Below are 13,937 nucleotides of genomic sequence, written 5' to 3' on the forward strand. Positions count from 1 at the left end.
CAGGCCCGATCAACCGATGCGCAGCCCGTCCGACGTCTTGAACACATGCACCTGATTCGGATCGAACCGCAGGTGGAGACGGTCGCCCTTCTGCGGCGGGGTTCGCCAGTCGCTCCGCGCCACGATCTCCTGGCGGATTCCACCGACCGTGGCGTTGCCGTACACATACGCATCCGACCCGAGTTCCTCGACGACATCCACGTCGACGGCCAGCCCGTCATCGGCGATCTCGAGATGTTCGGGCCGGATGCCGAGCGTCACCTCGGCTTCGGTGACCTGGCCGAGGATGTCGCGTGGCACCTGGACGTGGACATCGCCCACCATGACTCCGCGGTCGACGACGGGAAGAGTGAACAGGTTCATTGCGGGTGAGCCCATGAATCCGGCGACGAAGACGTTGGCAGGCCGGTTGTAGAGCGCGCGCGGCGACGCACACTGCTGCAGGATGCCCTTGTCGAGCACCGCGACGCGATCACCCATCGTCATGGCTTCCACCTGATCGTGGGTGACATACACCGTGGTCGTATTGAGCCGCCGCTGCAGCTGCGCGATCTGCGTGCGGGTCTGCACGCGCAACTTCGCATCGAGGTTGGACAGCGGCTCATCCATCAGGAACACCTGCGGTTCCCGCACGATCGCGCGGCCCATGGCGACACGCTGCCGTTGACCACCGGACAGCGCCTTGGGCTTGCGGTCGAGGTATTGCTCGAGGTCGAGCATCTTCGCGACCTCGGTCACCCGTTCACGGATCTCGGTTTTCGGGATCTTCGCGAGCTTGAGCGCGAATCCCATGTTCTCGGCCACCGACATGTGCGGGTACAGGGCGTAGTTCTGGAACACCATCGCGATGTCGCGTTCCTTGGGGTCCTGCGCGGTGACGTCGTTGTCTCCGATGAGGATGCGGCCGCTGTAAACCTCTTCGAGCCCCGCGAGCATCCGCAGCGACGTCGACTTACCGCAGCCCGAGGGCCCGACCAGGACAAGGAACTCGCCGTCCTCGATCTCGAGATCCAGCGCATCGACCGCAGGTGTATTCGAGCCGGGGAACAGACACGTCGTCTTGTCGAAGGTCACCGAGGCCATCGCAGATCCTTTCCGAAGCGGACACGCTCGTGCGCTACGGGAATCTACCGTGCATCGTGTGGGTCCACAGCCACCGACGTGTCGGCGACCGGCGATTCGTCGCCCCACACCTGGATTCCTCGCACTCCGGGAACGTCTCCGCGATGGAACACCGGATCGCGTCCTTGCTTGCGCTGCGCGCTGTAGTTGTGGAACAGCGCGTACGCAATGCCCGACAACGGGATCAACGCGATGAGGTTGACCGTTGCCATCACACCCATCGCCAGGTCGGCGAGCGCCCACACGAGCGGCACCGAACCGATCGCGCCGAGGAACACGCACACCACCACGGCCGAACGCAGATACGGCAGGGCCTTCCGCGAACCGGTGAGGAATTCGATGTTCGATTCGCTGTAGTAGTAGTTGCCGATGACCGAGGTGAACGCGAGGAAGAAGATGAGGACGGCGAGGAAGTGGACGGTCCAGTCGCCGAGCTGCAGGGCCATCGCGTTCTGGGTGAGCGCGGCACCTTCGAGACCTGACCCGAATTCCGGGTCGGACAGCAGGATGATGAACCCGGTGAGCGAGCAGACCAGCCACGTGTCGAAGTAGACGCCGAGACTCTGTACGAGGCCCTGCTTGACGGGGTGCGACACCGACGCGGTCGCGCCCGCATTCGGCGCCGAGCCCATGCCGGCCTCGTTGGAGAACAGGCCGCGTCGGATGCCGTGCATGAATGCTGCGGCGAACCCGCCGCCCGCCACCTCACGGAGGCCGAAGGCGTTCTCGAACACCAAACGGAACATTCCGGGGACCTCACCGATGTTGAGGATCACCACGATGATCCCGATGATCAGGTACGCGATAGCCATGACCGGCACCACCACCTGCGACACACTCGAAATCCGCCGCACGCCGCCGAAGATGACCGCGGCGACGAGAACCGCCACGCCCACACCGACACCGATCTGCAGACCCGTCGTCTTCTCGCCCGCCGAGCTCGACACGGCGTCGACGATCGAGTTGGACTGCACGGCGTTGAACACGAAGCCGTAGGTGATCGTGATGATCACCGCGAAGATCATGCCCATCCAGCGTTTCCCGAGCCCGTACTGCATGTAGTAGGCCGGCCCGCCTCTGAATGCGCCATTGTCGCGCACCTTGTACAGCTGGGCGAGAGTCGACTCGACGAAGGCGGTGGATGCACCGATCAGCGCCATCGCCCACATCCAGAACAAGGCGCCGGGGCCGCCGATGCTGATCGCGATCGCCACACCCGCGATGTTGCCCGTTCCCACCCGTGACGCCGCCGAGATGGAGAACGCCCGGAACGCCGAGATCCCCTTCTCCCCGTCCGGGAATTCCTCGGGCTTCTCCACGATCGACCGCAACATGTCGGGGATCAGTCGGAGCTGGATGAACCGGGAGCGGAACGAGTAGTACAGACCTGACCCGACGAGAAGGGCGATGACCGCGTACCAGTACCAGTCGTTGATGTCGGTGACGAATTCGACGGCGGTGTCCATTCCACCGATCCTGTCGGTCGCGGAACGGTTCCGCACCGGTTTCGGCCCGGAATCCCCTCAGATCCGGTCGGCGAGCCGAGTGCCCTGCTCGATCGCACGTTTGGCATCCAGTTCCGCCGCGACGTCGGCGCCGCCGATCACGTGCGTCACCACCCCGGCGACGGTGAGTCCGTCGACGAGATCACGCACCGATTCCTGCCCCGCGCACACGATGATCGTGTCGACCGCGAGCACCCGGCGTTCGCTGCCGTCCTTGCCGAGACTGATGTGCAGACCGTCGTCGTCGATGCGTTCGTAGCCCACGCCCGAAAACTCATGGACGCCCTTGTGTTTCAGTGCCGCCCGATGCACCCAGCCACTGGTCTTGCCCAGCTTCGCTCCGATCCGGCCTGCGGTGCGCTGCAGGAGATAGACCTCGCGCGGTGACGGGGACGGCTGCGGGGCGGTCAACGCGCCGGGCGCGTCCTCGGCGTCGGTGACACCCCACTCCCGTTTCCATTCGGCGAGGTTCATCGCCGGAGAAGTGGTGTGTGTGAGGAACTCGGCGACATCCACGCCGATGCCACCCGCGCCGATCACCGCGACCCGCTCACCGATCGGCGCCCCGCCGCGCACTGCCTGCGCATAGGTCAGCACACTGGGATGGTCGATGCCGTCGATGACCGGAACTCGCGGCGTGACACCGGTCGCGACGACGACCTCGTCGAATCCGTCGGTCAGGTCTGCGACGGTGGCGCGCGTGTTCAACCGGACGTCGACACCGGTCAGCTCGAGTTGGCGCGTGTAATACCGCAAGGTCTCGGCGAATTCCTCCTTGCCCGGGATGAGCCGCGCAATACCGAACTGGCCTCCGATCTGCGCGTCCGCTTCGAACAGGCTGACGCGATGTCCGCGGCGCGCGAGGTTCACCGCCGCCGACAGACCGGCAGGGCCTGCGCCGACCACCGCGACGGACTTGCTGCGGCGCGTGGGTGAGAGGAGCAGCTCGGTTTCGCGTCCGGCGCGCGGGTTGAGCAGGCACGAGACGTGCTTGTTCACGAAGGCGTGATCGAGGCACGCCTGATTGCAGGCGATACAGGTGTTGATCTCGTCGGAGGCACCCGCGGCGGCTTTGCGCACCCAGTCCGGGTCGGCGAGCATCGGCCGCGCGAGTGACACCAGGTCGGCGCGACCGTCGGCGAGGATTTCTTCCGCGGTCTCGGGCATGTTGATGCGGTTCGATGCCGCAACCGGAATGCTCACGTGCTTCGCGAGTCTTGCGGTGAAATCCACGAACGCGGCGCGGGGCACGGAGGTGACGATCGTCGGTACCCGCGATTCGTGCCAACCGATGTCGGTGTTCAGCAGCGTGGCGCCTGCTGCCTCGACGTCCTGCGCGACCGCGACGATCTCGTCCCAGCTCTGGCCGCGGTCGACGAGATCTGCCATCGACAGTCGGAAGGAGATCACGAAATCGGGGCCGACGGCCTCGCGGACGCCGCGGACGATCTCGACGGCCAGGCGGCGACGCTTCTCCGGGGTGCCGCCCCACTCGTCGGTGCGCCGGTTGGTGCGTTCCGCAAGGAACTGGTTGATGAAATATCCTTCACCACCCATGATTTCGACTCCGTCGTAGCCGGCCTGCTGCGCGAGCCGGGCACAGCGGACGAACGCGCGGATCTGCCTGCGCACACCCCACGACGTGAGTCGCCTGGGCCGGAACGGATTGATGGGTGCTTTGATCGACGATGCGGACACGCTCAGCGGCCAGTAGCTGTATCTGCCCGCGTGCAGGATTTGCAACACGATGCGGCCGCCCTCGGCGTGCACGGCGTCGGTGATGGTGCGGTGCCGCCGGGCCTCGATCCGGTTGGTGAGCTTGGCTCCGAACGGCAGCAGCCATCCGGTCCGGGTCGGTGCATAGCCTCCGGTCACGATGAGCGAGACACCCCCGCGGGCGCGTTCGGCGAAGTAGGCGGCGAGTCGGCCGGTGTTCTTGGCGCGGTCCTCGAGCCCCGTGTGCATCGAGCCCATGATCACGCGGTTCGGCAGGGTGACCGACCCGAGGTCGAGCGGCGACAGCAGGGTCGGATAGGAGTCTCTTGTTGTCACGGTTGGTCCTGTTCGGAAGGTGGTGTGAGGGCGTCGAGCATGTCCTGGCACCAGTCGCGGAACCCTTCCTCGACGCGGATGCCACCGCGCAACACCAGATATTGATGCAGCGCTGAACCGGTGAGGGAGGCCGCCGCGGGGAAGTCACGCTTCTCGATGAGTCGATAGACGTCGAGGCGGGCGTCATGAGCGTCGCGGTGGCGGGTGATCTCCGCGAGCAACTCGGGCATGGTGCCGGGGCGGGCAGCGCGGATCTTGACGGCCAGTTCGCTGCGCAGGTGGTCGGGCTCCGACGGCTCGGCGATCCAGCGGTCGAGTTCGACATGGCCTGCGGCGGCCACACGGTAGATCTTCTTGTCGGGGCGGCCGTCCTGCGACACGGTCTCGCAGGTCACCCAGCTGCGCTCTTCCATGCGTCGCAGAACCCGATAGATCTGCTGGTGGGTCGCGCTGTGGAAGAACCCGATGGATTTGTCGAAGCGACGTGCCAGCTCGTAGCCGGATCCGGCGCGCTCGTCGAGTGAGACGAGCAGCGCGTGTTCGAGTGCCATGACCACAGTATGCAACGAGGTGCATATGCACACAAGTGCAGCACCCTGGGTCGGCGCCTCGCGATTCCCGAGGTGCGACCCTCTACGCTCGGTCCGTGAGTTCGGACAAGATGCTGACCCGCATCGGCGGCCTGTTGCGCCAGGCGGAGTCGACCGACAATCCGCACGAGGCCGATGCCTTCCTCGCCGCAGCCCAGCGGCTCGCGACCTCTGCCTCGGTCGACCTCGCGGTGGCCCGCGCTCATGCCACCGTCAAGGAACGCCGCGCGACACCGGTCCAGCGGCTCATCACCATCGGAGAGACCGGTAAGAAAGGGCTGCGCACGTACGCGCAGCTGTTCCTGGCGATCGCAGCCGCCAACGACGTGCAATGCGACATCACGGCCACGTCGACGGTCATCTACGCGTACGGCTTCACCGACGACATCGACGTGTGCGAGGCCCTCTACTCGTCGCTGCTGGTGCAGATGGTGCGCGCATCCGATGCCTACCTGCGCTCCGGTACTTACAAGGACGAGACGACGGTGCAGACGGTGGTCGAGCGCCGCGGGGGCAGGCAGATCCGCACGAGGGTGCGGAAGCCGGTCGCGGGAGTCACAGCCCGCCTGAATTTCCAGTCGGCGTTCGCCGCGCGGATCGGCGCACGCCTCGCCGAAGCGAAGCAGGACACCGAGCGCGAAGCGGAGCAGTCGACACCCGGGACCGCCCTCGTCCTGCGCGGCAAGGAACTCGAGTTGCGCGATTTCTACCGCACGACCTCGCAGGCACGAGGAAGCTGGCGAGGGAACCGGATGGCGACGCGATCCACCGACGCTCAACGCGCCGGAGACCGTGCCGGACGCACGGCCCGCCTCGGCAGCTCACCCGAGCTGCCACCTGCCGCGAGGAGGCTGGAGCGGTGACGAGAGTGCGCGACACGCAGAAAACGTCTGTGTACGAGGCGGAGTCGCTCGTGCGGCGCATGTTCGATCTGGCGGATGAGCGCGGTCTGCGTACCGTCGAAGTGGCCGGTTCCCACGTCACCCTGCCCGTCGAACGGCGTTTCGCGTCGCTCGAGTCGGCGCAGCAGTACGTCGACAAGGTGCTGGCACTGAATTGGGTGCGTGAGCGCTGGCCGCGCGCTGCGCTACACGTGCGAGTCCGCGCCCGGTCGGGAAATACCGCGGCGCACTACGAAAGCGACTGCGCGACCATCGCCCTTCCGGTGCATCGCGACAATCGGGCCTGGGCGTTCCGCGAACTCGTGGTGCTGCACGAGCTGGCCCACCATCTCGACCCGCAGGACCCCGACGATCCGACCGAACCCGCCCACGGGCCCGCGTTCGTCGACCGGTTCCTGATCCTGGTCGACGAGATCATCGGGCCCGAGGCGGCGTTCGTGTTGCGTGCGTCGGGGATCGCAGTACGCGAGTGAGTTCGCCTCACATACCGGCGACCTCGACCCGGCCGTAGTCGCCCACGCCTGCGGCGAGCACCCGCAGGTGGTCGTCCATCGTGCCGAGGGTGTGCTCGATTGCGGTGAGCCGGCTCAGGTAGTGCCCGATAGAGTGTTCGGCGGTGACGCCGATACCGCCGTGCATCTGGACGGCTTCCTGGCCGATCGCGCGTGCCGACCGTCCGACCTGCAGCTTTGCGCGCGAAGCGATCACCGGATCGATGATTCCATCGGCCAGTGCCATGGTCGCGTACAGACTCATACTGGCTGCCAATTCGTACTGCACGTACATGTCGGCGGCGCGGTGCGTCAGGGCCTGGAACGTCGAAAGCGGGACGCCGAACTGCTTGCGCTGCTTCAGATAGTCCGCAGTGGAGCGCACCGACCGGTCGATCGCACCGGTCGCCTCGGCGCACAACACCGCCTGCGCCCTGACCTGCGCCGCGACGATTGCGGTCGACGCGTCGGCGGCCTCACCGAGCGGGACAGCGCTGACGCCGTCGAGCACGATCTGCGCGCCGCGTCGTTCGTCGTTCGTCCGGTACGAAGTGCGGGTGAGACCGTCGGCCTCGGCGGAGACGACGAACAGGCCCACGCCCCCGTCGGGCAGCTCGGCCGACACGATCAGGGTCTGCGCGCACTCACCGTGGAGCACAGGGTTCTTGCGGCCGGTGAGCCGCCACTGGTCGCCGTCGCGTGCGGCGGTGGTGGTCACTGCCTTCGACGGCCATCGGATACCGGGTTCGTCGTGTGCGAATGCCATCAGCAACGCGCCTTCGGACAGGCGCGGCAGGAACTCGTCGCGCTGGTCGTCGCTACCGACGTCGGCAACGAGTCCGCCCGGCAGGTACACGGCGCTGAGCACCGGCTCGGGCGCGAGGGCCGCACCGATTTCGGTCATCACGGCCATGACCTCGACGGGTCCGGCGCCCATGCCGCCATGCTTCTCCGGGAAGGGGAGCCCGAGGACGCCGAGTTCGGCGAGTTGCTTCCACACCCCGCGGCTCCAGCCGAGTTCGCTCTCGGCGGCGTTGTTACGGGATTCCACGTCGTAGGCGTCGGCAAGCAGATCGCGGACGGTCTTGCGGAGAAGATCCTGCTCGGTATCGAGATCGAAATTCATGTCCTGGGCCTCACAGTCCGAGAATCGAGGAAGCGATGATCGAACGTTGCACTTCGCTCGACCCGCCGTAGATGGTCACCTTGCGGTTGTTGAGGTAGGTCCCCGTAGCGAGCTGCGCCCACTCCGGCGAGTCGATGTCGTCCGAAGCGGTGGGGAGCGAATCCGGGCCTGCGATGTCGACGAGCAGTTCGGTGGCGGCCTGCTGAAGTTCGGAGCCGCGCATCTTGAGTAGCGACGATGCGGGGTTCGGCTTGCCGTCGGCCGATCCTGCGACGACGCGCAGCTGGGTCAGCTCGAGAGCGATCAGCTCGTTCTCGAGTTCGGCGAGCCGAGCCGCGAACAACGGGTCTTCGAGAAGCGTGCTCTCGCCGAGCCGGGTCTGCGCGGCGAAGCTCTTGGCGCGCGCCAGCTTGACCTTGGTGGCTCCGACGCGGGTGATGCCGATTCGTTCGTTGCCGAGCAAGAACTTCGCCTGCGTCCAGCCTGAGTTCTCCTCACCGACCAGGTTCTCGGCGGGCACCCGCACGTCTTCGAAGAAGACCTCGTTGACCTCGTAGCTGCCGTCGATGAGCTTGATCGGACGGACGGTGATGCCGGGGGTGTTCATGTCGATCAGGAGCATCGAGATGCCTGCCTGCTTCTTGACATCGGGATTGGTGCGGACGAGGCAGAAGATCCAGTCGGCGTGCTGACCCAGCGTCGTCCACGTCTTCTGGCCGTTGACGATGTAGTCGGCGCCGTCGCGCACAGCGCGGGTCTTGAGTGAAGCGAGGTCGGAGCCGGCTTCGGGCTCGGAGAATCCCTGACACCACCAGATGTCGAGGTTCGCTGTGGCAGGCAGGAAGCGTTCCTTCATTTCCTGCGACGCGAACTGCGCGAGAACCGGGCCGATCATCGACGCATTGAACGGAAGCGGCTCGGGCACCGACGCGAGCTGCATCTCGGTGAGCCAGATGTTGCGCTGTACCGGGGTCCAGTCCTTGCCTCCCCACTCCACGGGCCAGTTAGGGACCGCCAGTTCGTGCGCGTTGAGGATCTGCTGGGCTCGGACGAATTCGTCTTTGCCCAGAGACTTACCGGCCGCGACCTTCTCGCGCAGCTCGGCGGGGAATTCGGTGGTGTAGAAGGTGCGCAATTCGTCGCGGAACGCGCGCTCCTCGGCGGTGAGTTTCAGATTCATGGGTGGCCCTCTGTCGCGGTTGTGCGGTGGGGAGACCAGCGGAAAGGCGGCTGATCTACACTCCAAAACCGTAACCTGACACTGTAAGGTTGTCCAGTACGACGACCGAGAGGAGACGCACATGGCGCGGCCACGCACCCCGATATTGAGCCGGGAGTTGATCCGTGAGACGACATTGCGCCTCGTCGACGAACACGGCCTCGACGCCGTATCGATGCGCAAGATCGCGAACGAACTCGGCGTCCGCGCACCCTCGCTGTACAGCCACTACGCCAACAAGGACGAACTGCTCGACGACATCGCCCGCACCGTTGCCGAGAACGTCGACGTGAGCGGCTTCGAGGACGACGACTGGCAGGGCGCCTTGCGCAGTTGGGCGCGCTCGTACCGCAGCGCCCTTGCCGCGCATCCCAACATGGTGCCGTTCCTCGCCTACGGCCCGAGCGACCGTCCCGTCGCCCTCGACCGCGCCGACGCCGTCCACGGCGGACTCACGCGCGCCGGATGGCCGCCGCGGACCGCGACGATGATCGGGGCATCGATCAAGTACATCGTCGTCGGCTCGGCGATCACGTCGTTCGCCGGTGGGTTCATCGACGACATCGACACCTACAACGAACGCTATCCGCACCTGTCGCAGGCGCATCGGCTCCGCGACTACGCCGCCGAGATCGATGAGGACAGTTTCGAACTGGTCCTCGAGACTTTCCTGACGGGACTCGCCCTGCAGTACACAGCGCTCGACGCCCGGTGATCAGGAGCGTCGCAGGCGCACGAATCGAATCCGGCTCCCGGTTTCACGGAAGTCGGCGTCGCTACCGTCGACCTCGAATCCCATGACCGCGCACAACCGGACGGCCGTCTTCGGATGTTCGCGCGCGTACCTCGCGAGTGCGTCCGCACCTGCATCGGGATCGAGGAATATCGCAGTGACCGCGACCTGCTCGCGTCCCGATTCGACGCGCGCGTGCGGGTCCGCCTTCAGGTTCCGATACCAGTCCGTTCTCGCTCCGTGTCCGACCGCGACCACGAACCCGTCGCTCGTGTCGACATGATTGACGACTTCGAGCACGACGTACCGGCTTTGCCCGCTCTTGCGTCCCCGGTGTTCGAGAAGCAGGAAGCGGTGACCGAGCAGAAACCCGAGATGCCACCGATACAGAAGAATCGGGAGGCGCATCAATCGGCGCCGAACACCAGTGGGCGGGGCAGCAGGCTCCGTGACGCGCATGCCTTCCACGATGCACCTTCCTGACCTCGCCTGTCGACACGCCGACCGCACCCTACGCGCGGGTAGGGCGTGATCCCACATAGTTTCGGTGGGATGCCACAGACCAGCGCAATTCCTCGGGTACGCAACCACCCCCGGTGGTTGCTTGCCGTGCTGGGTCTCGCAGCGGCCGTGGCGTTCGTCGCGCACGATCGACTGCTCGGCTTCGACACCTTCTACGGATTGTTCGGCAACACTGTCGACGCCGAGGTCTACCGGTACGGCGGAACGACCGTCCGGACCGCCGAGCCGCTGTACGACTTCGTCCTGCACGGCGCACTACCGTTCACGTATCCGCCGTTCGCCGCCCTGACATTCGTGCCGCTGTCGGTGCTGTCGATCCACGGGACGGAAATAGCGCTCAATCTGGCCAATCTCGTGCTCGTGTACCTCGCGGTGTGGTTGTGCTGGCGGCAGCTCGGCTACCGGGATTCGGGCCGGACCAGGCTGGTCAGCATCTTCCTCGCGGTACTGTTCACCTGGATCGAACCCGCGCGCATGACGATCTGGCTCGGACAGATCAACCTCGTGCTGCTCGTGCTGGTCCTGTGGGATCTGGGAAGACCCGAACATTCCCGGCTGCGGGGAATCGGAGTCGGGATCGCCGCAGGTCTCAAACTCACCCCACTCTTCTTCATCGCCTATCTCGCAACCCTGCGGCAGTGGCGCGCCACGATCGTGGCCACCGCGACCTTCCTCACGACCGTGCTCCTCGGTTTCGCCGTGATCTTCTCGGACTCCTGGCGATTCTGGACCAGAACCATCGTCCGGTCGGAACGGATCGGGCTGATCTCCTCACCCGCCAACCAGTCGATCCGCGGAATCCTCGCACGCACCCTGCACACCGAAGATCCCCCGATGTGGCTGTGGCTGCTGTGCGCCGGAATCGTCGGACTCCTCGGGCTGTGGGCCGCATCTCTTGCGTATCGCAACGGTAGACGGCTACTGAGCTTGACCGTCGCGGGACTCACTGCCCCGATGGTGGCGCCGTTCTCGTGGGGACACCACTGGGTATGGGTCATCCCACTGCTCGTCCTGTGCCTGGATCAGGCTCTGCGCTGGCGGTGGTGGTGGGGATACCTCCTGCCGTTCGCCGCAGCGATTCCGCTACTGGCCTGGTACCGGTCGTATCCCGACGGCGTGGTGGCGATCGGAATCTTCATGACGCCGGCCTCCCCGCTCGTGCAGTCGCTGCTGCAGGCCACCTACCCGATCGTCTACTCGGTGTTGCTCGTCGTCGTGCTTGTAGCAAACCGTCCCAGCGGAATCCGGCTGCGGCGCGACCGCGATCCGAATACGGTTGATACATGACTCGTCCCATTCGCATCGGTCTCCAACTCCAGCCCCAGCAGCAGCCCGACTACCGGGTCATCCGCGACACGGTGCTCCGCGCCGAAGAAGCGGGCGCCGACATCGTCTTCAACTGGGATCATTTCTATCCCCTCTACGGCGATCCCGACGGTGCACATTTCGAATGTTGGACAATGCTCGGCGCGTGGGCCGAGCAGACCGAACGTGTCGAGATCGGCGCGCTCGTCACCGGCGGCGGCTACCGCAATCCCGAACTGCTCGCCGACATGGCCCGCACCGTCGACCACATCAGCAGTGGCCGCCTCATTCTCGGCATCGGTTCCGGCTGGTTCGAGAAGGACTACGACGAATACGGCTATGACTTCGGCACCAAAGGGTCTCGACTCGATCTGCTCGCCGAGTACCTGCCGCGCATCACCTCGCGGCTCGACAAGCTCAACCCGCAACCCACCCGGCACATTCCGCTGCTCATCGGTGGCGGCGGCCCGAAGAAGACGCTACCGCTGGTAGCGAAGTACGCCGATATCTGGCACAGCTTCGGCGAATTCGACACGCACACCGAGAAGTCGAAGATCTTCGAGGCGCGCTGCGCAGATGTGGGGCGGTCGCCGCAGGAGATCGAGCGGTCGACGTCGTGGCCGGGGCTCGAGCACGCAGCGGCGTACGCCGAGGCCGGTTTCACGCTGTTCACCGTCGGTATCGGTGGACCGGATTACGACCTCGCGCCGCTGGTGGAGGCGATCGGGTGGCGCGACGAGAACTCGCCGCCGTCGCTGTCAGGCCTCGCCTGACCACGCTCTCGAGCGACCACGTGTGCGGCGCGGCACGTAGGGGTATACCTGATCCACGACACGACTCAACCGCGCACTGTGGAGGCCAGGATGAACCGCCCGAAGGACCGTAGTTCCGACGAGGACGACGCACGCACCGACCCACCCGGCCCGGCCGACCACGGGCGCGACGGTGGCATGGCCACGCGGGAGAACGCACCCGAGGTGGTGCAGAGATCGGACGACGACCACCGCCCGGAACACTGAGGTGCTTCCGGGCGGGAGGTCGTAGCGCGTCCCCGCAGCATTGCTGACTCGTCTCTACGATCGATGGTGCATGCCCTATGTACCTACGCTTCCACCGTGCACCGTCGGCGATTGGGACAACGCTCGCCGGAGGCGACGCCTGCGCGACACCAGAACCGGTCACAGCTGGCGCCGATTCGGGCGACTCCGCCGATTCCTGGCGCGCGCTGCGATCGCGACGGTGCCGCTCATCGCGCTCTACACGCAGTACTGGCATTACGACGTCGCACCGATGCGGGAACAACTCGCCGAGACACAGCCACTCATCCACCCGGTCTACGACGCGCAGGATCCCGCCGACCGTGACACCGCCGTCGTCGATCTCGTCGGCCTCGGCAACCTCGATGCCACCGCCACCGCGACAGCTCTGCCCGCGCTGAGCGGTCTCGGGGACGTGTGGGCGGTCGAATACGACAACTCGGGTATCGACACCGCCGTCGTGAGCCGACTCGTCGCCGCACGCGCCGAGACCCTGGGCATCGACTCGGTGATCCTCACCGGCCACAGTATGGGCGGGATCATCGCACTCGAAGTCGCCCAGCACCTGTATCGCGACACACCCCTCGAGGTACTCGGGGTGATCCTCGACTGCACACCGATCGACCTGCACGCCGTGCGCGCCGACAGCCGCGATGCGGGCGAGGAATTGCTGCGCTGGGTCGGCTGGATACCCGGTGCCCGGGAAAGTCGGATCCTGCGGATGATCGTCGAGATCGCGGCACGCCAGGACAGGTTCGTCCTCCTATCCGATCGTTGGTACAGGCGCATCGACGGATCCGAGTTCATCGACGTCGTCGACGAAGTCCTGAAGGACAAGATCCTGTCGACGAACGCCGCGAGCAACGGTCTTATCGAGTCGCAGTTCCGGGCGATCGTCGCATCCGGCGCCAACAACAGCCTGCGGGCGCTCGCCGCCGAGAAGGACGACAAGGTACGTCCCGCGATCGTGTTCGTGCGTCCCCGGAACGCGTCGAACGACCATGTCGTGGACGTCGAGTACACGCAACGGGCCCTCGTCGAGCACTCCGGCGGTATCGATGGCACCCTGCTGGTCGCGAAGATCGATCACACCGGCCACGCCAATCCGATCCAGGCACCCCAAGCCTACGACGACGCCATCACCAAGAGGATCGAATCGTTCATCGACCAGCGTCCCGGCGAGAACCTCGAGGACGACCCCGACAACGACGACGGCCCCGACACGACAACCGGCCCCACCGTTGGGCCGTGACGCCCCGAACACTCATCCCACGTTCACCTTCTCGTTGCCTTCGACTCGCTTCGGGCTTCTACGGTTCCTCGCTTGTACCTA

The 13,937-nt window shown here is 65.8% G+C and carries 14 protein-coding genes; 7 read left to right on the forward strand and 7 right to left on the reverse strand.

Annotated features, from left to right (window positions below; all coding sequences use genetic code 11):
- Positions 1–9: 9 nt before the first annotated feature.
- From ACFWCF_RS03870 to ACFWCF_RS03885, 4 genes are read right to left on the reverse strand one after another with little or no spacing between them, the layout of a single operon-like run.
- A complete protein-coding gene (locus ACFWCF_RS03870; RefSeq protein WP_378557367.1) occupies positions 10–1,083 on the reverse strand; it encodes an ABC transporter ATP-binding protein in 1,074 nt (357 codons plus the stop codon).
- A 44-nt stretch (positions 1,084–1,127) separates the two neighbouring features.
- Entirely contained in the window at positions 1,128–2,588 is a 1,461-nt protein-coding gene (locus ACFWCF_RS03875; protein ID WP_378557370.1) for an alanine/glycine:cation symporter family protein, read from the reverse strand.
- A 57-nt stretch (positions 2,589–2,645) separates the two neighbouring features.
- Positions 2,646–4,679, reverse strand: coding sequence for an FAD-dependent oxidoreductase (locus tag ACFWCF_RS03880; RefSeq protein WP_378557373.1), 2,034 nt, complete (start codon positions 4,677–4,679; stop codon positions 2,646–2,648).
- A complete protein-coding gene (locus ACFWCF_RS03885; RefSeq protein WP_378557376.1) occupies positions 4,676–5,230 on the reverse strand; it encodes a PadR family transcriptional regulator in 555 nt (184 codons plus the stop codon). Before ACFWCF_RS03885 ends, ACFWCF_RS03880 begins: the two co-directional genes overlap by 4 nt.
- A gap of 95 nt (positions 5,231–5,325) precedes the next feature.
- On the opposite strand from ACFWCF_RS03885, the gene ACFWCF_RS03890 reads away from it, so the two are divergent.
- On the forward strand, positions 5,326–6,132 hold the full coding sequence (locus tag ACFWCF_RS03890) for a DUF2786 domain-containing protein (protein WP_378557379.1): 807 nt from the start codon (positions 5,326–5,328) through the stop codon (positions 6,130–6,132).
- Positions 6,129–6,644: a TIGR04338 family metallohydrolase gene (locus ACFWCF_RS03895; RefSeq protein ID WP_378557382.1), complete on the forward strand. Its 516-nt coding sequence runs from the start codon at positions 6,129–6,131 to the stop codon at positions 6,642–6,644. The genes ACFWCF_RS03890 and ACFWCF_RS03895 overlap by 4 nt, the downstream gene beginning before the upstream one ends.
- A gap of 7 nt (positions 6,645–6,651) precedes the next feature.
- Here ACFWCF_RS03895 and ACFWCF_RS03900 read toward each other — a convergent pair whose 3' ends face one another.
- Complete coding sequence (locus ACFWCF_RS03900; protein WP_378557385.1) at positions 6,652–7,788, reverse strand: acyl-CoA dehydrogenase family protein; 1,137 nt, start codon at positions 7,786–7,788, stop codon at positions 6,652–6,654.
- Positions 7,789–7,798: 10 nt separating this feature from the next.
- The gene (locus ACFWCF_RS03905) at positions 7,799–8,968 is read right to left on the reverse strand and encodes an acyl-CoA dehydrogenase family protein (RefSeq protein WP_378557388.1); all 1,170 of its coding nucleotides are present in this window, start codon (positions 8,966–8,968) and stop codon (positions 7,799–7,801) included.
- A 121-nt stretch (positions 8,969–9,089) separates the two neighbouring features.
- Between ACFWCF_RS03905 and ACFWCF_RS03910 the strand changes: the two genes are divergently transcribed.
- Positions 9,090–9,722 (forward strand): TetR/AcrR family transcriptional regulator, encoded by a 633-nt coding sequence (locus ACFWCF_RS03910; RefSeq protein ID WP_378557391.1) that lies wholly within the window; start codon positions 9,090–9,092, stop codon positions 9,720–9,722.
- On the opposite strand, the gene ACFWCF_RS03915 is transcribed toward ACFWCF_RS03910, so the two are convergent.
- Complete coding sequence (locus ACFWCF_RS03915) at positions 9,723–10,199, reverse strand: nitroreductase family deazaflavin-dependent oxidoreductase (RefSeq protein WP_378557394.1); 477 nt, start codon at positions 10,197–10,199, stop codon at positions 9,723–9,725.
- A gap of 93 nt (positions 10,200–10,292) precedes the next feature.
- Between ACFWCF_RS03915 and ACFWCF_RS03920 the strand changes: the two genes are divergently transcribed.
- The 4 genes from ACFWCF_RS03920 to ACFWCF_RS03935 all read left to right on the forward strand — a co-directional run bounded on the left by ACFWCF_RS03920 (position 10,293) and on the right by ACFWCF_RS03935 (position 13,856).
- Positions 10,293–11,549 (forward strand): glycosyltransferase 87 family protein, encoded by a 1,257-nt coding sequence (locus tag ACFWCF_RS03920; protein WP_378557397.1) that lies wholly within the window; start codon positions 10,293–10,295, stop codon positions 11,547–11,549.
- Positions 11,546–12,340: an LLM class F420-dependent oxidoreductase gene (locus tag ACFWCF_RS03925; RefSeq protein ID WP_378557400.1), complete on the forward strand. Its 795-nt coding sequence runs from the start codon at positions 11,546–11,548 to the stop codon at positions 12,338–12,340. Before ACFWCF_RS03920 ends, ACFWCF_RS03925 begins: the two co-directional genes overlap by 4 nt.
- Positions 12,341–12,430: 90 nt before the next feature.
- Positions 12,431–12,586, forward strand: coding sequence for a hypothetical protein (locus ACFWCF_RS03930; RefSeq protein ID WP_378557403.1), 156 nt, complete (start codon positions 12,431–12,433; stop codon positions 12,584–12,586).
- Positions 12,587–12,656: 70 nt separating this feature from the next.
- Positions 12,657–13,856 (forward strand): alpha/beta fold hydrolase, encoded by a 1,200-nt coding sequence (locus tag ACFWCF_RS03935; protein WP_378557406.1) that lies wholly within the window; start codon positions 12,657–12,659, stop codon positions 13,854–13,856.
- The last annotated feature ends 81 nt before the right edge of the window (positions 13,857–13,937 follow it).

It is taken from the genome of Rhodococcus sp. NPDC060090 (assembly GCF_042729855.1).
Classification (GTDB): domain Bacteria; phylum Actinomycetota; class Actinomycetes; order Mycobacteriales; family Mycobacteriaceae; genus Rhodococcus.